18 protein-coding genes and 1 pseudogene are annotated in these 20,273 nt (G+C 52.4%); 4 read left to right on the top strand and 15 right to left on the bottom strand.

The annotated features are described in order from the left end of the window. The 4 genes and pseudogenes from KQI75_RS13650 to KQI75_RS12825 all read right to left on the bottom strand — a co-directional run. Positions 1-114: pseudogene (locus KQI75_RS13650) on the bottom strand (electron transfer flavoprotein subunit beta); the annotation flags it as partial. Positions 115-134: 20 nt separating this feature from the next. Further along, complete coding sequence (locus KQI75_RS12835) at positions 135-1,280, bottom strand: acyl-CoA dehydrogenase (protein WP_216471230.1); 1,146 nt, start codon at positions 1,278-1,280, stop codon at positions 135-137. A gap of 381 nt (positions 1,281-1,661) precedes the next feature. Continuing rightward, entirely contained in the window at positions 1,662-3,572 is a 1,911-nt protein-coding gene (locus KQI75_RS12830) for an NAD(+) synthase (protein WP_216471229.1), read from the bottom strand. 603 nt (positions 3,573-4,175) lie between these two features. Further along, complete coding sequence (locus KQI75_RS12825) at positions 4,176-5,813, bottom strand: polysaccharide deacetylase family protein (RefSeq protein WP_216471228.1); 1,638 nt, start codon at positions 5,811-5,813, stop codon at positions 4,176-4,178. A gap of 254 nt (positions 5,814-6,067) precedes the next feature. Between KQI75_RS12825 and KQI75_RS12820 the strand changes: the two genes are divergently transcribed. The 4 genes from KQI75_RS12820 to KQI75_RS12805 all read left to right on the top strand — a co-directional run bounded on the left by KQI75_RS12820 (position 6,068) and on the right by KQI75_RS12805 (position 9,286). After that, positions 6,068-6,538: a heme-binding protein gene (locus KQI75_RS12820; RefSeq protein WP_216471227.1), complete on the top strand. Its 471-nt coding sequence runs from the start codon at positions 6,068-6,070 to the stop codon at positions 6,536-6,538. 94 nt (positions 6,539-6,632) lie between these two features. Then, the gene (locus KQI75_RS12815; RefSeq protein WP_216471226.1) at positions 6,633-7,325 is read left to right on the top strand and encodes a hypothetical protein; all 693 of its coding nucleotides are present in this window, start codon (positions 6,633-6,635) and stop codon (positions 7,323-7,325) included. 227 nt (positions 7,326-7,552) lie between these two features. Further along, entirely contained in the window at positions 7,553-7,945 is a 393-nt protein-coding gene (locus KQI75_RS12810; protein ID WP_216471225.1) for a carboxypeptidase-like regulatory domain-containing protein, read from the top strand. Next, complete coding sequence (locus KQI75_RS12805; protein ID WP_216471224.1) at positions 7,946-9,286, top strand: peptidoglycan-binding protein; 1,341 nt, start codon at positions 7,946-7,948, stop codon at positions 9,284-9,286. Between the two features lie 158 nt (positions 9,287-9,444). Here KQI75_RS12805 and serS read toward each other — a convergent pair whose 3' ends face one another. From serS to rnpA, 11 genes are all read right to left on the bottom strand, one after another. Then, a complete protein-coding gene (gene serS, locus KQI75_RS12800) occupies positions 9,445-10,713 on the bottom strand; it encodes a serine--tRNA ligase (protein ID WP_216471223.1) in 1,269 nt (422 codons plus the stop codon). A 65-nt stretch (positions 10,714-10,778) separates the two neighbouring features. Continuing rightward, on the bottom strand, positions 10,779-11,366 hold the full coding sequence (locus KQI75_RS12795; RefSeq protein WP_216471222.1) for a hypothetical protein: 588 nt from the start codon (positions 11,364-11,366) through the stop codon (positions 10,779-10,781). A 12-nt stretch (positions 11,367-11,378) separates the two neighbouring features. Then, a complete protein-coding gene (locus tag KQI75_RS12790) occupies positions 11,379-12,278 on the bottom strand; it encodes a ParB/RepB/Spo0J family partition protein (RefSeq protein ID WP_216471221.1) in 900 nt (299 codons plus the stop codon). A 14-nt stretch (positions 12,279-12,292) separates the two neighbouring features. Then, positions 12,293-13,054, bottom strand: coding sequence for a ParA family protein (locus tag KQI75_RS12785; protein ID WP_216471220.1), 762 nt, complete (start codon positions 13,052-13,054; stop codon positions 12,293-12,295). Positions 13,055-13,237: 183 nt separating this feature from the next. Continuing rightward, entirely contained in the window at positions 13,238-13,939 is a 702-nt protein-coding gene (rsmG, locus tag KQI75_RS12780) for a 16S rRNA (guanine(527)-N(7))-methyltransferase RsmG (RefSeq protein WP_216471219.1), read from the bottom strand. Then, positions 13,932-15,818 (bottom strand): tRNA uridine-5-carboxymethylaminomethyl(34) synthesis enzyme MnmG, encoded by a 1,887-nt coding sequence (gene mnmG / locus KQI75_RS12775; protein WP_216471218.1) that lies wholly within the window; start codon positions 15,816-15,818, stop codon positions 13,932-13,934. The genes rsmG and mnmG overlap by 8 nt, the downstream gene beginning before the upstream one ends. Positions 15,819-16,256: 438 nt before the next feature. Next, positions 16,257-17,624, bottom strand: a complete 1,368-nt coding sequence (gene mnmE, locus KQI75_RS12770) for a tRNA uridine-5-carboxymethylaminomethyl(34) synthesis GTPase MnmE (RefSeq protein ID WP_216471217.1) — start codon at positions 17,622-17,624, stop codon at positions 16,257-16,259. A 32-nt stretch (positions 17,625-17,656) separates the two neighbouring features. After that, a complete protein-coding gene (jag, locus tag KQI75_RS12765; RefSeq protein WP_216471216.1) occupies positions 17,657-18,352 on the bottom strand; it encodes an RNA-binding cell elongation regulator Jag/EloR in 696 nt (231 codons plus the stop codon). 18 nt (positions 18,353-18,370) lie between these two features. Further along, positions 18,371-19,489: a membrane protein insertase YidC gene (gene yidC, locus KQI75_RS12760; protein WP_216471215.1), complete on the bottom strand. Its 1,119-nt coding sequence runs from the start codon at positions 19,487-19,489 to the stop codon at positions 18,371-18,373. A gap of 36 nt (positions 19,490-19,525) precedes the next feature. Beyond that, entirely contained in the window at positions 19,526-19,738 is a 213-nt protein-coding gene (gene yidD / locus KQI75_RS12755; protein ID WP_216471233.1) for a membrane protein insertion efficiency factor YidD, read from the bottom strand. A 6-nt stretch (positions 19,739-19,744) separates the two neighbouring features. Continuing rightward, entirely contained in the window at positions 19,745-20,089 is a 345-nt protein-coding gene (gene rnpA, locus KQI75_RS12750) for a ribonuclease P protein component (RefSeq protein ID WP_216471214.1), read from the bottom strand. Positions 20,090-20,273 lie beyond the last annotated feature (184 nt).

The raw sequence follows: 20,273 nt of genomic DNA, 5'->3' as shown, positions 1-20,273 counted from the left end.
ATCATCCGGATTGATGATTGCTGCCATAGAAGCGCGGTCCAGAGTTCCGTCCGGCTTTACTGCAACCTTACCAGAAGTATCCGGAACCTGCTTTACGCATACGATAACTTTCATGATTCAGTTTCCTCCCTATCTTACTTGCCGAGTACGTTGTTAGCGATTACCATGCGCTGTACCTGAGAAGTGCCTTCGTAGATCTCAGTGATCTTCGCATCACGCATCATACGCTCCATCGGGTACTCACGGATGTAGCCGTAACCGCCGAAGATCTGGAGAGCCTTGGTGGTAACGTCCATAGCGGTCTCAGCAGCAAACAGCTTAGCCATAGCAGCTTCCTTGTTGTACGGCAGGCCGTTATCCTTGTTGAATGCAGCACGGCGAACCAGCAGACGAGCAGCGTCTACCTGAGTCTCCATGTCAGCGATCATCCACTGCAGACCCTGGAACTTGGACAGCGTCTTACCGAACTGTACACGCTCCTTCATGTAAGCAATAGCCTGATCCAGTGCACCCTGTGCGATGCCCAGTGCCTGAGAAGCGATGCCGATACGGCCGCCGTCCAGGGTGGTCATAGCGATCTTGAAGCCCTGGCCTTCTCTGCCCAGCAGACGGTCTGCCGGAAGAACCATATCTTCAAATACCAGCTCAGCAGTCTGGGAGCCGCGGATACCCATCTTATGCTCGATCTTGCCGATGGAGAATCCCGGATCGTCCTTATCAACGATAAATGCAGAAATACCATGATTTCTTGCAGCCTTATCGGTCATAGCAAAAATTACATAGGTGTCAGCAATGCCGCCGCCGGTGATAAATACCTTGGAGCCATTGATGACATAAGAGCCGTCTTCCTGCTTTACAGCAACAGTCTGCTGTGCTGCAGAGTCAGTGCCGGCATTCGGCTCGGTCAGACCAAACGCACCGGTCTTGTGACCGTCGATCAGCGGACGCAGCCACTTCTCCTTCTGCTCAGCGGTGCCGTACTTGAAAATCGGCCAAGCGCCCAGTGTTGCGTGAGAAGAAATAATACAGCCGGTGGTGCCGCAGAAGCGGGATGCTTCTTCGATAGCGATAGAGTAGCAGATGGTGTCGCCGCCGGAGCCGCCCAGTTCCTTCGGGAACTGAATGCCCATCAGGCCGTACTTACGCATCTTTTCTACGGTTTCAAACGGATAACGCTCTTCAGCGTCGATCTCAGCAGCGATCGGCTCAACTTCGTTTACAGCGAACTCACGGCACATCTTCTGAACCAGTGCCTGTTCTTTTGTAAGCCTAAAATCCATACCAGTAAACCTCCCAAAAAATATCAATTCCATGTGAAATCTGCAAACGCACATTTTGCTGATCTGGCTTTCGGCTAAAAGTACGGTGCACCTTCAGGAATGCGGGTTAATCTATGTGCATGCGCACATGCACACGTTTATATTATAGCGATTCCGAAATCTTTGTCAAGAAATTCACGCACTTTTTTTGAACACTTTTTATAATTTACCAAGAATTTACTCAGTTTTTTCACACGTTTTGCACGCAATTTTTACAACACTATAATATTTATAGAAAATATACACTTTGTGTTCAAATGAAATTTTTAACGAAGGGGAAAAGAATCGCTAAGACGAAAAAGAGAGCAGCCCCGTTTGGGCGGCTCTCTGGCTTTGTTATTCTCACAGCTGCTCGCACTGCTGCATCCACAGGGCGCTGACCGCATCCGACGGCATGCGCCAGTCTCCGCGCGGGGACAGCGTGACCGTACCGACCTTCGGGCCGTCCGGCAGACAGGAACGCTTAAATTGCTGGATAAAGAACCGGCGAACAAACGTCGTCAGCCATTTCTTAATTGTTGCATCGTCATAGATGCCGGCGAACGCATGCTTTGCCAGACGATAGATCTTCTTCGGCTCCATGCCAAATCGCAGCAGATAATACAGATAGAAGTCGTGCAGTTCATACGGGCCGACAAGCTCCTCTGTTTTCTGCGAAATCTCTCCGTCCTTCGGCGGCAGCAGTTCCGGCGATACCGGCGTTGCGAGGACATCGCGCAGAACACGACCGGTTTCTCCGCCCGCCCGCTCTGCTTCGTATGCTGTCAGATAGCGAACCAGTGTTTTCGGAATCGAACCGTTGACGCCGTACATCGACATATGGTCACCATTATAGGTTGCCCAGCCCAGTGCCAATTCAGACAGGTCACCGGTACCGATGACCATGCCGCCGGTTTTATTGGCGAGATCCATCAGCACCTGCGTGCGCTCACGCGCCTGACCGTTTTCAAACGTCACGGAATGGTCTTCCATATCATGTCCAATATCAATAAAATGCTGGGTGACCGATGCGCCAATCTCAATGGTCTTGCAGGTCGTGCCATATGCCGCCGCCAGTGTCAGTGCATTATTTTTCGTGCGGCTGGTCGTGCCAAAGCACGGCATCGTCACGGCAATAATATCCTTTCTGTCACGTCCCAGCATATCAAAGGCATGAACGGTGACAACCAGCGCCAGCGCGGAGTCCAGACCGCCGGACAGACCGACAACCGCCGTTTTTGCGTGTGCATGGCGGACACGGGTTGCCAAGCCGGTTGCCTGCAGCGTCAGAATTTCCTCGCAGCGTTCTGCCAGATCGTCCTTATTGGACGGAACAAACGGTGTCTGTGCAACCGGGCGGGTCAGCTCGGTCTCTCTCAGCTGCATATCAAACGGGATTTCCGCGTAATCAAACACATCCTCTGTGTGGAAAGTGTTCTGACGGCGGCGCTCATAGTCCATACGCTTGACATCAATTTCAGAAATCGTCAAACCGGTTGCAAAGCGCTTGGACTGCGCGAGAATCGAGCCGTTTTCTGCAATAATATTGTGTGCGGCAAAGACCAGATCCGTAGAAGATTCGCCCTGACCGGCATCGCAGTACACATAACCGCACTGTCCGCGTCCCGACTGCATCCGAACCAAATCGCGGCGATATGCCGCCTTGCCGATAATTTCATCCGAAGCGGACAGATTATAAAGAATCGTCGCGCCTGCGGCTGCCAATGCACTGGACGGCGGATTGGATACCCACAAATCTTCACAGATTTCTGCGCCGACGGTAAATTCCGGCATCTCTGTGCACTGGAATACCTGCATCGGGCTGAGTGCAAATTCCTGATCGCCCCAAGTCAAATACTCAGCGGTCTCGGCGGTTGCCTCGGTAAAATGACGCAGCTCATAGAACTCGGTATAGTTCGGAATATTGCGCTTTGGCACCATGCCCAGAATATCGCCCTTGTGCAGAACAGCGGCACAGTTATACAGCGCACCGCGCACACGCACCGGAATGCCAATCAAAATCAGCATATCCATATCCTTGGTCTCCTTGGCGATGCGGAGCAGCTGCTGCTTGGCGCCTTCCAGCAAAACCTCGTGCAAGAACAGATCGGAACAGGTGTATCCGGTCAGACACAGCTCCGGAAAACCAACAACCTGCACGCCCTGTTCATTTGCCTCGCGGCACAGAGTCAAAATATTGTCTGCATTGAATGCGCAGTCAGCCACATGGATTTCCGGCGTGGCTGCCGCTACTTTGATAAAACCGTCTTTCATAATAACTTCCACCTCAGGAATGAATTTTCGTGTTCTCCTGCGTGCAGGCACGTATTGTCCTTATTATACTCCACCTGTCCCCAATTGGAAACAGGAGATTTTATACCATGCATTTACTATTTGTATAATTAAATTGCAAATATACGAATTAAAGATTGTTTGCGCCGTGGCAGAAGGAGCAGCACGCGGGCAAGTCTGTATCAGGTCAATTCTGATTTGTTCAGCGTGCGGTTCGCACCGGCTTCTTGGCTCTCCCTCTGGGAGAGCTGGCATTTGCGAAGCAAATGACTGAGAGGGCTGAGTCCGGAAAGTTCGTATCAGGCAAATCTGAGAGAATATACAGCTAAGATAAGCCCTCTCTGTCACTCCGCGACATCTCTCCCAAAGGGAGAGACAAGTAATGACTGAGAGGGCAGCACACAGACAGGTTCGTGTCAGGGCGAATCTTCAAAAAACATGCTAGCTGGTATTAGCCCTCTCTGTCGCTGCGCGACATCTCTCCCAAAGGGAGAGACAAGTTTGGTTTGTTCGACAGATTATCATACGAAGTGCAGCAGTAAAAAATCACCAGCGCCGGTATTCCCAGAACTGGTGATTTTGCTTTTAGTTTTTCGTTTTGCTTTTGGAGGAACTGCTCTTGGCAGAGCTTTCGCTACTCTTGCCGGATTTGCTGGAAGAATCACTGCTCTTTGCAGAATCTTCGCTGCTCGTCTCCTCGGTATACTCCGCCGGTGTGTTTTCATTGACACTGAAATGCACCGGACGCGTGGTCTTGGTAATCGGCAGGCATTCAATGCCTTCCTTCTGGATGCCTTCAATAATGCTCGGCAAAGCCTTCACGGTATTTTCCTTTCCATACGTATCGTGCATCAACAAAATAACATCGTTGCGCGAGCTAATGGATACTTCGTGTACGGCATACTGTGCCAGCTGCGATGCGGAATAGCTGCCGCCCTCTGCATCATGGTCATAGGCATTCCAGTCATAATACTCAAAGCCGCGGCGCGTCATCTCTTTTATGATGGCGTCATAATTGCCATAATGATTGAGCTGACCGTTGCTGCCGCCTGGAAAGCGGAATCCCTGTACTTTATAGCCTGTCAGCGCATAAATCTTATCATATGCCGCTGCAAAGTCCTCCAGATAAGCTTCCGGAGAGGCATAGATTTTTTTGTACTCATGCTCATTGGCATGGATGCACAGCGTATGACCTTCATCAATAATGCGCTGAATCAGTTTCTCATTGCCGTCAATTTCGCTGGTCACGACAAAAAATGTTGCCTTCACATGATACTTTTTCAGGATGTCCAGAATCTGCGGCGTGCAGGTATCCGACGGACCGTCATCAAAGGTCAAATAACATACCTTTTTGTCGCTGAGCTTTTTCTGCGTTGTGGCAGCTGTTGCATACATGCCCGGATATTTCTTTGCGTAATCCGGCAGCGTCGTATCATCCTTAATTGCTAAGTACTGCTTGCTCTCCTGCTGGCTTGCCGGTGTATCGTTGTCCTTTTTGTTCTCGTTTTTGGATACGGCGGAAGTCGTCTGCTTGCCCGCATCCCCGGAATCTTTCTTTCCACTGCCCGCAATGCCGCGCACAATAGAGACAATCAACACCAGTGCGACGAGGAACACGACCAAAACTGTGCCCATGCGAATCAGCTGTCTGCGCCGTTTGCGCGCAAGTCTTGCGTCCTTGTGCGTCTTATGGGTTTTGTGCGGCTGCTGCTTCTGCGTTTTTTCCGCTGTCTTTTTTCTTAAATCCAGCTCAATCGGTGTGCCGGCAGCGGCCTGTGCAGCCTGTCGGCGGCGCTTTTGCTGATTCAGCACCTGCTCTCGCTGCTCCTGCTCCGCCTGCTGTTTTTCCTCCGGCGTCTCAGATGCTTCCGGTTCCGTTGATTCCGATTCTTCCGGCTTGGATTGTTCTTCCCGCGGTTTCTTCGTCTCCGTGTCATCGGATTGTGTTCCGTCTATCTGAGATGGTGTTTCCGGCGCCTGTTCTGCCTGCTCTGCGTCTTCCGGCTCAGCATCCTGTTCTGCTTCGGATGCCGCGCGGTCAATCAGTTCATCGACAGAAACGGCTTCTTGCTTTGCCGGCTCCGGCTGTGTATCGCGATCGCTCTTTGCGGAGGAATCGCCCTGTACCTGTGCCATCAGTTTCTGCAAATCGGCAAGATCTCGCTTGGCTTGCTCCCGCTTATTCTGCTCCTCTTCCGGCTTGGTTTCAAATTCATCTGCCATCTCTATGTTCATCTCCTTTTTCCATTTGTTTCCATAATGGTTTACTTGCTGTTCAGTGCCTTTTATTATACTCACATTGCGTAAAAAAAACAACAATTTTGGCGATTTTTAGATTCTTAAGAATTTCATACTTTCTCTTTACAAGCGTTCCCGCACATGATACGATACCGATAGAAACATACGAGAGCATTATTTTTCTCTTATGTATATTTTATTCTTATTTATACAATAAGTATTGAAAGGTGGCTATTTTTATGTCTGAAACGTTTGCCTCTCTGTCCGCATTGGAACAGGAACTAACCTTCTCCTCATTTTCCCGCGCCGATGCGCTGCGTCTGGGACTGCTCATCAATGAAGCATCTCAGGGCTATCCGGCACCGGTTGCCACAGAAATCGTCATCAATGGCGTAGTCGTATATCGGTATTTTCAGGACGGCGCCCGTCCGGACAGTGAACTGTGGCTGGAGCGCAAGCGCAACGCCGTTGAACTGATGCAGATGGGTTCTCTTTGCTTTGGCTGCATGCTGAGCGAGAGCGGGGAATCTCTGGAGGACCGCAAGCTGCATGCCGATGACTTCGCACCGGGCGGCGGCGGTATGCCGATTGTGCTCGCAGGCACCGGCATGATTGGTTCTGTCTGCGTTTCCGGCGAGCCAAATCATCTGGATGATCAGGAAATTGTCGTCAAGGCACTGCGCCAGCTCAAGGCGGAGAAAAACGGCTAATTTCTGTCTCTCCGGATTTTTTATTGATTTCTGTTGTCTGTACAAGTATAATAGATTGTATCTGAATCACAGAAATGGAGAGAATTGACTAGCTATGATGAAAAAAATACTGTCCCTTGCCCTGACTGCAGTGATGGCAGTTGGCTTACTTTCCGGCTGTACACGCGGCGGCGACACGTCGACGGCAGCTGAGACCTACGATGTGTTGGAAAATCCATCTATCACCGTTGACGGTACTTGGTCTGCACCGGAGGCCGATCGCTCCGTGACATTCAATGCGGACGGCACATACACCAGCACCATCGCCACCAAATTTTCTACGAATTCTCTGTCCGGCAAATACGTATACTATTCTCAGAACGACAGCTTTAAGCTGGCAGACACGTTCAAGAACGAAGAATACGTCGTACTGTCCAACGAAAAGGGCAAGGAAACCTTGTTCGGCACCGTACTTGGCGATGTCATGGTATGCTTTTACGACCAAAGCCAGTGCTATTTCTTCCGCGACAAGCGCACCACACCGATTGCGCTTTCCGATTTCACGGGAAACTGGAAGGATGCAACCGGCGGCACCTATGAGCTGAAGCTCAAGGATGACGGCACCTGTAAGATGGGCGAGGATGACCAGATGGATTCCTGCACGTACACCTATGATGAAAAGACGTACTGCCTGACCATCGACAACGGAAACAGCAAGCAGGTATATACCGTGGGCATGTTTGAGGGTCATCTGTTTTTGATGCTCAACGGCAACAACTACACCATGTATATGTACGAAAAGCAGTAAGTATCACTGAAACTTGTTTCGCACAAAAATCAAGCACCAGTTCCGGAAATTTCCGGAGCCGGTGCTTTTATTTTGCTGATAAAAAGCCGTGACAGAAGGAGCAGTACGCTGACAAGTCTGCATGGGAGTCAGTCTGATTTGTCAGGGATACCTGGTTACTCCCTCATATCCGTCTGTTCTCCTGCATACACTGCTCTGTATGTTCACAACAGCAGAGAGGTGATACCATGCCCACAGGAACACTCATCGTACAGACACGCGCGGCACGCGGTGCAGTGCCAGTCGCAGGCGCCCAGATAACCGTTTTTTGCGCAGACAACAACCAAACACCTTGTGTCTCTGTCCGCACAGACAGCAACGGCTCTACCGCCCCGATTGCACTTGAAGCTCCCGCACTGACCAAGCACGATGCAGAGACTGCACCGCCATTTGCCTCATACCGCGTCAGCATTGACCATCCGGATTATCGTCCGGTGACCGTACTGGATGTCGCTATTTTTGCCGACCTCACCACAGTTCTGCCCGTTGCTATGATTCCGCCGCGCTCCATCGAGGAACTGCGCAAAAGCATCATCATCGACAGCACGGAAAAAGGCCCGTCCGGTTCAGGGAGGGAATAAATGCCAGAATACCCATACATCCCAGAAACCATTACCGTCCATCTCGGCAAACCGGACGAACCGGCGGAAAACGTCACGGTTCCTTTTTTGGAGTATATCCAAAATGTTGCTTCCAGCGAGCTATATCCGACTTGGCCGGAAAACGCCCTGCGTGCCAATATTTATGCGCAGGTCTCCTTTGCCCTCAACCGTATCTACACCGAATGGTATCGTTCGCGCGGCTATGATTTTGACATCACCAATTCCACCGCTTACGATCAGGCCTTTGTCAACGGGCGGGATATTTTCGAAAATGTCGCCGTGCTCGTCAACGAGCTGTTTAACCAGTATCTTGCCCGCCCTGATTTTATCCAGCCGCTGTTTGCCGCCTATTGCGACGGTCGGCGCGTGCAATGCGACGGATTGAGCCAATGGGGTACCGTCGATCTTGCCAATCAGGGACTTACCCCCTATCAAATCCTCACACGCTATTACGGCGAAGATTTGGATATTCGCACCGCTCCCACGCGCCCTGCTGTCCGCTCCTATCCGGGGCAGCCGCTGCGTCTGGGCGATGCCTCCATCTCTGTGGAAATCATGCAGAGCCGTCTTAACCGCATCTCAAACAATTATCCCGCCATTCCCAAAATCTATCCGGTGAATGGCGTCTTTGATGCCAACACGGAATCTGCCGTCAAGGCTTTTCAAGAGATTTTTAATTTGACACCGGATGGCATTGTCGGCCCTGCCACGTGGTATCAAATCACCTCGGTCTACAACGCCGTGCTGCGGCTGGCAGAACTCAACGCCATCGGCATCACGCTGCAGGACATCTCCCGCACACTGCCGGAGGATTTGCGCGAGGGCATGCGCGGAGACCCTGTCCGCCTGCTGCAATTCTTTTTGTCTACCATCGGGCGGTTTCACAACGATATTCCCCCTGTCAAAATAGACGGGATTTTCGGCACCGACACACGCACCGCCGTGCAGGCCTTCCAGCGCAGCGTCGGTTTGACACCGGACGGCATCGTCGGAAGTTTCACGTGGAACAATTTGATTCGCGCTTATGAAACCATTCGCGCTTCGCAAAAGCTGTCATCTGATGTCTTTCCGCCGACCAATACGTTGGTTCTCGGCTCCCGCTCGGCAGACGTCACACGCCTGCAAAACTGGCTCAATCGGTTGTCTGAAGTCTATCCGCAGATTGAGCCTGTGCCCGCAACGGGATTTTACGGAGAACTGACGCGCAATGACGTGTTGACCTTTCAGCAGCTCTATGGTCTGACGCCTACCGGCAACGTCAACCCGTATACGTTCTATGTCATCGGCAATGCCGCCGAACAGGTAGAAACCAATGATTGAGAGGGCAAGACGTTGACAAATGCATATCATGGCTAATCCCTCTCTGTCGCTCCGCGACATCTCTCCCAGAGGGAGAGACGTGCCTTCTTCTCCGCACGAAAAAGCCGCGCATCTCTGCTTGCGGAGATGCGCGGTTTCTATTACACCAAAGATTTATCTTACTTGATAATGTCAGTGCCCATAAAGCCTCTCAGAGCTTCCGGAACGGTGACAGAACCGTCTGCGTTCTGGTAGTTCTCCAGAATGGCTGCTACAGTACGGCCTACTGCAACGCCGGAGCCGTTCAGGGTGTGCGCGTACTGCGGCTTGCCCTGCTCATTGCGGCAGCGGATGTTTGCACGGCGTGCCTGATAATCCAGGAAGTTGGAGCAGGAAGAAATCTCTACATAGCGGCCATAAGACGGCATCCAAACCTCAATGTCATAGGTGCATGCAGAGCTGAAGCCTACATCGCCGGTGCACAGGATAACGACACGGTACGGCAGACCCAGACCCTGCAGAACAGCTTCTGCCTCGTGGGTCAGGTTCTCCAGCTGATTCCAAGAATCCTCCGGTGCGGTGAAGTTTACCAGCTCAACCTTGTTGAACTGATGCTGACGAATCAGGCCACGTGCGTCACGGCCTGCTGCGCCTGCCTCACCGCGGAAGCATGCGGAGTATGCTGCATAGCGAATCGGCAGCTGCTCTGCCGGAATGATATCATCGCGGTACATATTGGTTACCGGAACCTCAGCCGTCGGAATCAGATACTGATCCGTGTTTTCCAGATGATACATATCCTCTGCAAACTTCGGCAGCTGACCGGTGCCGGTCATAGACGCGGTATTTGCCATGAACGGCGGCAGAATCTCCGTGTAGCCGTTGTCGGTATGCGTGTTCAGGAAGTAGTTAATGACTGCACGCTCCAGACGAGCGCCCATGCCCTTATAGAAATGGAAGCGGCTGCCGGTTACCTTTGCCGCGGTGTCCGGATCCAGAATGCCCAGATCCTTGCCGATGTCCCAATGTGCCTTCGGCTCGAAATCGAACGCACGCGGCTCGCTCCAGCGGCGCAGTTCCGGATTGCAGGTATCGTCTGCACCCTCCGGCACCTTGTCTGCCGGTACATTCGGGATGGTCAGCAGGGTATCATGCAGCTGCTGCTCTACTTCTGCCTGCTCAGCGTCCAGCGCCTTGACTTCCTGACTCAGTTCCTTCATCTGTGCCAGAACAGCAGATACATCCTCACCAGCCTTCTTGAGCTGCGGGATGGACTTGGATACCTTATTCTGCTCCGCCTTCATAGCCTCAACCTTGCCGATGATATCACGGCGCTTCTGGTCGAGTGCCAGAGCAGTATCAATCTCCTCGTCATAGCTCTTGCCGCGCATAGCCAGACGAGTCTTGCACTTCTCAGTATTCTCTCGGATAAACTTTACATCTAACACGATTCATGTTTCCTTTCTTACACCCCTATGCGGACGCTTTGCCCGCTATGGATGGTTATTTCAATTTATGATTCATCTGCGTTCAACGCATCACAAATATCTGCATATTCTTTTGCCGCCGAGCCGGTCAGCGGTGCCGCGGTCTCATTCGTCAGGGCGTCCCGCGTATACGCAGCGTCCATCTTATCAATGATCTCGCGCGCGGTATCTTTTTCCCCGTCCTGATATGCCTTTTCCAGCTGCCACAGCTGATCCAGTGCCTCTGCATTCTTTGCAGCATCTTCTGACTGTTTGGTCAGCGTTCCATTCTGCTTCTGCGCTTCTGCCAGATCCGCCTGCAGTTTATCAATGGAATCCTGCAGCTGATCCACTTTTGCTCTTGCACCGTTGGCAGCGTCGGTCTGTTCGGTCAGCTGCGTACCCAGTGCCTCCAGCTCCTGATTGGCATGCGCCTGCATGACATAGCTGAGCAGAATCAGCACCAGTGCTACGCAAAACAGACCGATGATATAGAATACAAAGACTCTACGGCTCTTTTGCCGGCTGCGGTCAATAGACACGGCTTCTTCATAAATCTTAATGTCCTCTTCCAACGTCGGTTTTTTCTGTGCCGAATCATTCTCCGGCGGAATGTTCTTTTTTTCTTCGCTCATGACAAGCCTCCATCAAAGGGTCACAGCTGCCAGAGCATTTGCCAGCCGTTCCAGATCTTCATCACCGTAATATTCCAGTGTGATCTTTCCTTTTTTCTTTTTATGATCAATCTGTACGCGGCGGCCCAGCGAGCCTTCCAGCTTGCGCTCCACCTCTGCATAGTAGTCCGGCTGGAACTCCTTCGGTACTTCCATCTCGGTTTTCTTTTCCGCCGGCTGATTGAGTTTTTTGACGTATGCCTCTGCCTGACGCACAGACATGCCGGACTGTACCATGCTCATCGCCGCGGTTAATCGCTTGCTCTCATCCTGAATGGACAGCACAGCACGCGCATGGCCGCTGGACAGTCTGCCTTCCTCTACCAGCTTGCGCACATCTTCATCCAACGTCAGCAGACGCAGGCAATTGGCAACCGCAGAACGCGAACGTCCCACGCGCGCCGCTACGGTCTCCTGATTCATGCCAAACTGATCCATCAATGCGCGGTAGCCTTCGGCTTCTTCCATCGGATTGAGATCCTCGCGCTGCAGGTTTTCAATCAGTGCCAATTCCATCATGGTCTGCTCATCGGCATCAATGACCATTGCCGGAATGGTATCCAATCCTGCGCGGCGTGCCGCACGCCAGCGGCGCTCGCCAGCTACAATCTGATAATATCCATTGTCGCCCTGCCGAACCGTAATCGGCGCGAGAACGCCATGCGTGCGAATGCTGTTTTCCAGCTCCTGCAATGCCTTTTCATCAAAGGACCGGCGTGGCTGTGCGCGGTTCGGCTCAATGCGTCTGAGCGGCAGATTGCGGAATCCGTTTTTCGGACGAATCGGCTCTGCACTCGTCGGCGGCACGGCCGGATCTAAATTTTCTTCCCCAAACAATGCGGAGAGACCGCGTCCCAGACTTTTATTTGCCATACGTTTCTCCTCTCTCACGCTTCATTTCTTCTGAGAAATTCCTGTGCCAGTGCCATGTACGCTTCCGCACCGCGGCAGTAGCGATCGTACGCGGTAATCGGTTCGCCGTGGCTCGGTGCCTCGGACAAGCGGACGTTGCGCGGTACCACCGTCGCAAAGACCTTCTTGCCAAAGTGACGCTTGACTTCCTCTACCACCTGAATGGACAAATTCGTGCGTCCGTCAAACATGGTGAGCAGCACGCCCTCCATGCGGATATTCTCATTCAGTCCGCGCTGTACGGCGCGCACCGTTGTCATCAGCTGGGTCAGACCCTCCAGTGCATAATACTCGCACTGCAGCGGCACCAGAAACGAATCTGCCGCACACAGAGAGTTGAGTGTCAGCAGTCCCAGAGACGGCGGGCAGTCAATGAAGATATAGTCATACTCCTCGCGCACCTGATCGAGCACCATCTTCAACCGATACTCGCGGCGATCCATTTCAATCATGTCGATCTCTGCGCCGGCAAGATTGACATTTGCGCCGATCACATCGACCCACTTGGTCTTGATAATTCCTTCTTCCACCGGCGCATCGCAAACGACCAGCTCATACACACTGGTTTTGAGAGAGCGCGGGTCAATACCAAAACCGGAAGTCGCATTACCCTGCGGGTCAAAATCGCACACGAGAACTTTTTTTCCCTGATCCGCCAAAGAAGCGGCAAGATTCACGGCGGTTGTCGTCTTTCCGACGCCGCCTTTTTGATTTGCAAATGCAATGATTTTTCCCATACGTGATTTTCCTTTCCGGAATAACTTCTTTTTCGGTATTCATTATACCACTTTGTTTCACGTGAAACAACAGGGAAACCGCGTTTTATGTGTGTAATTTCTGCGTGAAACGCGTGTGATTCTTGGTATGTTTCACGTGAAACATGTGTTAAACATCCGGCCGCTCTGTTTCACGTGAAACAATCACAGCGGGGATGCAGAAATCTTGCGGAACGGACGCGGATATTGTTTCGGTGTGTGATTTTTCTTTCGAATAACCACCAAGCGGTGGGTAATTTCGGTGTGCGGAATCGTATAATCGATGATTTTCTCGATTTCTCCGCCGAGCAAACAAATGGCTTTCTTTGCACGCTCCAGTTCTTCGTCGGTGTCCTTGCTCTTCATTGCGATAAACGCGCCGCCCTGCTTGACGAGCGGAAGCGACAGCTCTGCCAGCACATTGAGCTGTGCAACGGCGCGGGAAACCGCAAAATCGTACTGCTCGCGATGCTTTGCCGCGAATTCTTCCGCACGGGCATGCACCGCCTCGATATCGGACAGATTCATCGCATCAATGCATCCCTGCAAAAAACGAATGCGTTTTCCAAGCGAATCGAGCAGCGTCAACTCGCAGGACGGGCACAAAATATGCAGCGGCATGCCCGGAAAGCCCGCGCCGCAGCCGACATCTACCACGGATTTTTTTGAAAAATCCGCTGCCTGCAGCAGGGATGCACAGTCGAGCAGATGCTTTTCCGCAATCTCCTTCGGATCGGTAATGCGCGTGAGATTCATGACCTTATTGGTCTCCAGCATGCGGGCGGTAAAATCCTCCAGCTGGGCAATCTGTGCGTCAGAAACCGATAGTTTCATGGCAGAAAAGCCGTTTTTGAGCAATTCAGTCATTCTTTTTCTCCTTTTCCATCATCTCTGTGACGATCATCAAGGCGGTAATATCCGCCGGACTCACACCGGAAATGCGCGATGCCTGTCCAAAATTCAACGGATGTACCTGCTGCAGCTTTTGTCTGGCCTCCAGACGAAGCGATGAAATTTGTGTGTAATCCAAATCCGTAGGCAGCGGGCGGCTTTCCAGCTTGCGGAACTGTTCCACATCGCGCAGCTGTCGTTTGATATAGCCTTCATATTTGATGCGAATTTCGACCTGCTCGCGAATCTCTTTGGATAACGTCGGACGTTCCGGATCAAACGGAGCGAGGGCATCATATTTCAGTTCCGGTCTGCGGACGAGGTCAGACAACTTACATCCGGATTTGAGTGGTGTGCTGTGATGCTGTTTTAAGAAATCCTGTAAGACGTCTGATGGCGCCAAATTGACGTGTTCCACACGGTCAATCTCCTGCTGGACGGCGGCATATTTGCGCTGTACTTTTTCCCAGCGTTCCTGCGAATTCAGCCCGACACGGGTGCCAATGCCAACCAACCGCTCATCTGCATTGTCCTGCCGCAGAATCAGGCGATACTCACTGCGCGAAGTCATCATGCGGTACGGCTCCTTGGTACCGCAGGTCACGAGATCATCGACCAGCGTGCCAATATACCCATCGGCGCGATCCAGAATCATCGGCGGTTCTCCCTTGAGCTTGAGCGCGGCATTGATGCCGGCGACCAGACCTTGTGCACCCGCTTCTTCATAGCCGGAGGAGCCGTTAAACTGACCGGCGCCGTACAAACCGTGAATCTTCTTGGTTTCCAGCGTCGGAAGCAGCTCCAGCGGGTCAATGCAGTCGTACTCAATGGCATACGCCGGACGCATGACCTCCGCATGTTCCAAGCCCTTGATGGTATGCAGCATATCCAGCTGTACATCTTCCGGCATGGAGGAGGAGAAGCCCTGAATGTACATTTCTTCCGTGTTTAAGCCCATCGGCTCAATAAACAGCTGGTGACGCGGCTTATCCGCAAACCGCACCACTTTATCCTCAATAGACGGGCAATAGCGCGGGCCAATGCCCTCTACCTTGCCGGAATACAGCGGAGAACGGCTCAGATTGTCGCGAATGACCTCATGCGTAGTCGCATTGGTGTAAGTCAGGTGGCACACCGCACGGTTTTCCGGCACATGCTCGGTCTCAAACGAGAACGGAATACAGTCTTTTTCGCCCTCCTGCACTTCCAATTCGCTGAAATCAATGCTGCGGCGATTGACGCGCGGCGGGGTACCCGTCTTAAAGCGCATGAGATTTAAGCCCATTTTGCGCAGAGAATCCGTCAGGCCAATGGCGGCAAACATGCCGTCCGGACCGCCGTCATAGAACATATCACCGATGATAATTCTGCCCTGCAAATACGTGCCCGTGGCGACGATGACCGCCTTGGCGTCATAATGTGCGCCGGTTCGCGTGGTCACACCGGTGACAGCACCGTTTTCTGTTGTAATGTCTACAATCTCCGCTTGCTTGAGCATGAGGTTTTCCTGCTTTTCGAGCACATGCTTCATATACTCTCTGTATTGCGCACGGTCTGCCTGTGCACGCAGCGAGTGCACGGCAGGGCCCTTGCCGCGGTTGAGCAGACGATACTGAATACACGCCGCATCCGCTGCACGTCCCATTTCGCCGCCCAGCGCATCAATTTCACGCACCAAATGTCCCTTTGCCGTGCCGCCAATGGCGGGATTACATGGCATATTGCCGACGGCATCCAAATTGATGGAAAAAACAATGGTTTTCAGTCCCAGTCGTGCGCTCGCCAGTGCCGCCTCGATGCCCGCATGACCGGCACCGATGACTGCAACGTCTACAGTTCCAGCTAAAAATTGCACGAATATCATTCCTTTCCGTATAGTTCATAATGTTTTATTCTTATAGTATTTATATGTATCAAAAGATGCCGTGCATCTTATTGTGTTCGTTGTTGTGTACTGGCAAAAGTGCGCAATTCCAGATATTTTAGCATAGCATAGAATGGAAAGCGGGTCAAGGCACACACCGCATTCTATTGCGTCGGCTATCGTTTGTTATCCACAACTGTGGATAACACTGTGTATAACTCTAGCAAATTCACCAAAAATAATGTCGAAAATTTTCCTAATCCGTCAAACATCTCCGTCGTCTGGTCGTGCTTTCTGTTGATAACTCTGTGTAAAATGTGCAAAACTTATTAGCACGCCGGACAGCGCAAGCATTTGCTGTCGAAAAATGCCGTGAAAAAACGCCATTCCGGACAGAAATTTTCCATCCGGAATGGCAGCCATTCCCAATTATTTTCCCACGCAGAACTTCGAAAAAATGGTAGATACAATGTCATCGCGGACGGTCTGTCCGGTAATCTCACCGAGAGCCGCAATGGCGCCCTCTGCGTCCATGACAATTGCATCCGGCGTCATGCCGAGCTGGGCTGCGACAAATGCCTCCTCGCAGCGTTCCGCCGCCCGTACTAGGGCAGCAGCCTGCCGCGCATTGGTAATTGTGCTTCCGTCAAAGCTCATGCCGTCCATGCCGACCACCTTCGGAATCAAATCATATAATTCCTGCAGTCCTTCGCCGGTTTTGGCGCTGACGGACACAACGTAGTCGAAATGCCGCTGAATGTTCTGCACGTCCAGCTCGGACGGCAAATCACTCTTGTTGAGGACGGCAATCGTCCGTTTGCCGTGTGTGCGCGCAATAACCATCAAATCATCATCGGAAATGTGGTCACTGGAATCAAACACGGCGAGAATCAGCGACGACGCCTGTGCCTGCTTCATCGCGCGGTCAATGCCCATCTTTTCCACCGGATCCTGCGTATCGCGCAGGCCTGCGGTATCATACAGACGCAGAACAACCGCGCCGATTCGGATGGTTTCTTCAATGACATCGCGGGTTGTACCCGGAATGTTCGTGACGATGGCGCGGTCTACGCCCGCCAGTGCATTGAGCAGGGAGGACTTGCCGGCATTCGGTCTGCCAAGAATGGCACACGGAATGCCCTCGCGCAAAATACGTCCGCGCTCATAGGTCTCCGCCATGTCGTACAGCTCACTGGTCGCCCGATGCAGAATTTCGCACGCACTGTCAAACAAATGCGAGTCAATTTCTTCGTCCGGATAATCGACAACCGCCAAAAATTCCGCCACCAAATCGACCAGCTGCTGCCGAATCTCAAAGATATGGGTTCCGACAACACCGTCCAGCTGCGCGGCGGCGTTTTCCGCCGCCTGTGTCGTCACGGCTGTCACCAAATCGTGCACCGCTTCGGCGCCGGACAAGTCCATTTTGCCGGCGAGAAACGCCCGTCGGGTAAATTCGCCGGGTTCTGCCTGTACGGCGCCCTTTGCAAACAGCGCAGACAGCGTCTCAGACAGCACGGCAGGGGAGCCATGGCACTGGATTTCCGCCATGTCCTCTCCCGTGTAGGAATTCGGTGCATGCATCACACAGCACAGACAGTGGTCAATGACCTTGCCGTCTCGGCTGTGCAGGGCACCGTAGGTAAGCAGGCGGTTTGGGCGCTCAGACAGCGCCCCGCCGCCCTGCGGGGTAAAAATTGTATCAACAATCGCAAGGGTTTGAGGTCCGGAGACGCGGATGATTCCAATCGGTCCGGCAGCAGGCCCTGTCGCGACTGCGGCAATGGTCTTGCTCATAACATCATCGACCTCATTTCTATCCGCGATGCTTACTCCGCGTCATTTCTGCGCGGACGCGGTGTTCTCGAACGGTATCCGCCGCTGCGCTGCGGTCTTGCGCCGCGTTCCATCGCAACAACGACACGACGGTTCGGCTCCGTGCCGGTGGAGTAAGTCGTTACGCCCTTATAATCCTGAAGCGTTGCATGAATGATGCGGCGCTCATACGGATTCATCGGTTCCAATGTCATGTTCTTGCGGTACTTCAGCACCTTACCTGCCATTTTGCGCGCCAGACGCTGGAGAGATTCCTCGCGCTTTGCGCGGTATCCCTCGGTGTCAATCGCAATGCGGATGTGCTCTTCTTTTCCGCGGTTGATGGTCAGGGAAGTGAGGTACTGAATGGCATCCAGTGTATCGCCTCTGCGGCCGATCACTGCGCCCATATCCTCGCCGCGGATGTCCAGAATAATCTGTCCATCCTCTTTGACGGACGGGAATGCTTCGCCCTGGATGCCCATGCGCTGCAGCAGACCGTCTACAAAGTCCTTTGCCTCGCTCTCCGGGGTAGATTCTTCATACGATACGCGGACACGTGCCGGAACGGCACCGATGCCGAAGAATCCGCTCTTTCCCTTTTCCAGAACCTCAACGCTGACGCTGTCACGATCCATCTGTAACTCATCGAGTGCCAGCTGAACAGCCTCATCAATGGTTGCGGCCTGTTTTTCAATATACTTCGTCATACGTGTATTTCCGTCCTTTTACTCGTCGTCAATCTGCTTGCCAGCTTGGCGGGCAGCTTCTTTTTCTGCCTTGATCTGCGCAGCACGAGCAGCAGTTTCCTTGTCTTTTTCCTTCTGGATCTCTGCCTGATATGCCTTGAGCTTCTTCTTGGAAACATTTGCAGCCTTTGCACCGCGGTACTCGGTCTGCTCTCCGGCTTCCTGTTTCTCCTTCGCCTGTTCTTCCAGCTTGAGCTTGTGTGCAGCCTCACGGCGCTTGCGTGCCTTGGTCTCTTCGTCGTCCTCAGCCTTGTCAAACTTGAGGATATACCAAGTCAGCACCAGCTCCTGCGCAACGGTAAACAGGTTGTTCACCGTCCAGTAGATACCCATAGATGCCGGCAGGGTGAATGCAATCCACACGGACATCAGCGGCATAATAATCAGCATGGTGTTCATGGTGGAGTTCATCTGTGCACTCTGGTTCTGCTGTGCATTCGGGTTCTGCATGTTCTGGGTCTTTCTCATAACGAGAGAAGAAATCAGCGCTGTGCCGCCAGACAGAATCGGGATCAGCCACAGGATATCCAGATGCGAAAACTGCGGAATCGCAGACAGGTCAATGCCGAGGAAATTAAAGTCGATGTTTACCAGACCCTTGGTGGCAAAGTCTGCGACCTTGTCCCAGTTCTCGTGAACCATCTTTGCCAGCTGAATCTGACCGGAGACAGAGTGACTGTCATAGGTTGTGCCCAACACCTTTGCGATCGCCTCGATCGTGTCGTTGGACAGACCCATCATGTACTTCATCGGCTGACGCACTGCATAGTACAGAGCCATCATAATCGGCAGCGTGATAAAGGAAAGCAGGCAGGAGCCCATCGGGTTCACGCCCTCGCGCTCATACAGCTTCTGCATTTCCTCGTTCATTTTTTCTCTGTTGCGCGCATAGCGCTTCTGGATTGCAGCGGATTCCGCCTGCACCAGATTCATCTTCTTCATGCCCTTTTTCTGCTTGTACATAAACGGCAGAAGGATGAGCTTTACAATCAGCGTAAACAGAATGAGAGCCAAGCCATAGTTCTGAACCAGCGACCAAATCGCCATCAGAATCAGACCCAGCGGTCTTACAATAATAATTCCGAAAAAGTTTCCCATTTGATCCTCCAAATTGGGGTTTGTTGTCGTTTTCCGTCAGGGCACCGGATCATAGGGATTGTGGTGCGAAAACGGATGGCAGCGCAGAATTCGCTTGACTGCGAGCCAGCCGCCCTTCCATGCGCCGTATTTTTCGATCGCTTCCAGCGCATAGGCGGAGCAGGTCGGCGTATACCGGCAACAGGGTCTCATGTGCGGCGAGATAGCGGAACGATAAAATCGAATGCACAGAATCATGATTTTTTTCATCATGATTTATTTTCCTTCTTTCGTCTGCAGCAGTCCCAGCTGTTTCAGACAGCGCAAGTACGCACGTTCCACGCGCTCATACGGTGCATTCACCGCGCGAAAACGTGCCACCACAACGAGGTCCGTATTGGGCTGGAGCTCATCCAAATGCAGCCTGTATGCTTCGCGAATCAGTCGTTTGATGCGGTTTCTCTGCACCGCACAGCCCAGCTTTACGCTGACCGTAATACCAAGCCGCCCTGCACCAAATTTATTGTGCATGGCATAGACAACCAAACAATCCGAGGACGCAGAGCGGCCTCTTCCATACAGTCTGCGGAAATCACGGTTTTCCTTTAAGGTATTCTTCATCGCCCGACTTCCTTTGTTCCGTATTGCGGAAGATCGCAGGAGGCTTGCAGTACACGCACGGGCCCCACAAACAATCTTCCTCTCCGGCTCGATGTAGTATGCCGGAGCTGACAGGTCTGGTTTGTTATCTCGGCGCACAGCCTGTCCAAATTGTAATCGCGCCGCCTCCGCTATACACAGAGGA

It is taken from the genome of Butyricicoccus intestinisimiae (assembly GCF_018918345.1).
GTDB lineage: Bacteria > Bacillota > Clostridia > Oscillospirales > Butyricicoccaceae > Butyricicoccus_A > Butyricicoccus_A intestinisimiae.
This window is presented reverse-complemented; position numbering and strand designations above follow the sequence as displayed.

Coding starts and splice junctions, on each gene's coding strand:
- yidC (WP_216471215.1), bottom strand. CDS start 19,489: ATGGGAAACTTTTTCGGAATTATTATTGTAAGACCGCTGGGTCTGATT.
- KQI75_RS12795 (WP_216471222.1), bottom strand. CDS start 11,366: ATGAGCGAAGAAAAAAAGAACATTCCGCCGGAGAATGATTCGGCACAG.
- KQI75_RS12785 (WP_216471220.1), bottom strand. CDS start 13,054: ATGGGAAAAATCATTGCATTTGCAAATCAAAAAGGCGGCGTCGGAAAG.
- KQI75_RS12830 (WP_216471229.1), bottom strand. CDS start 3,572: ATGAAAGACGGTTTTATCAAAGTAGCGGCAGCCACGCCGGAAATCCAT.
- KQI75_RS12790 (WP_216471221.1), bottom strand. CDS start 12,278: ATGGCAAATAAAAGTCTGGGACGCGGTCTCTCCGCATTGTTTGGGGAA.
- yidD (WP_216471233.1), bottom strand. CDS start 19,738: ATGAAAAAAATCATGATTCTGTGCATTCGATTTTATCGTTCCGCTATC.
- KQI75_RS12810 (WP_216471225.1), top strand. CDS start 7,553: ATGCCCACAGGAACACTCATCGTACAGACACGCGCGGCACGCGGTGCA.
- KQI75_RS12805 (WP_216471224.1), top strand. CDS start 7,946: ATGCCAGAATACCCATACATCCCAGAAACCATTACCGTCCATCTCGGC.
- mnmE (WP_216471217.1), bottom strand. CDS start 17,624: ATGAGCAAGACCATTGCCGCAGTCGCGACAGGGCCTGCTGCCGGACCG.
- KQI75_RS12825 (WP_216471228.1), bottom strand. CDS start 5,813: ATGGCAGATGAATTTGAAACCAAGCCGGAAGAGGAGCAGAATAAGCGG.
- jag (WP_216471216.1), bottom strand. CDS start 18,352: ATGACGAAGTATATTGAAAAACAGGCCGCAACCATTGATGAGGCTGTT.
- rsmG (WP_216471219.1), bottom strand. CDS start 13,939: ATGACTGAATTGCTCAAAAACGGCTTTTCTGCCATGAAACTATCGGTT.
- rnpA (WP_216471214.1), bottom strand. CDS start 20,089: ATGAAGAATACCTTAAAGGAAAACCGTGATTTCCGCAGACTGTATGGA.
- KQI75_RS12820 (WP_216471227.1), top strand. CDS start 6,068: ATGTCTGAAACGTTTGCCTCTCTGTCCGCATTGGAACAGGAACTAACC.
- KQI75_RS12815 (WP_216471226.1), top strand. CDS start 6,633: ATGATGAAAAAAATACTGTCCCTTGCCCTGACTGCAGTGATGGCAGTT.
- KQI75_RS12835 (WP_216471230.1), bottom strand. CDS start 1,280: ATGGATTTTAGGCTTACAAAAGAACAGGCACTGGTTCAGAAGATGTGC.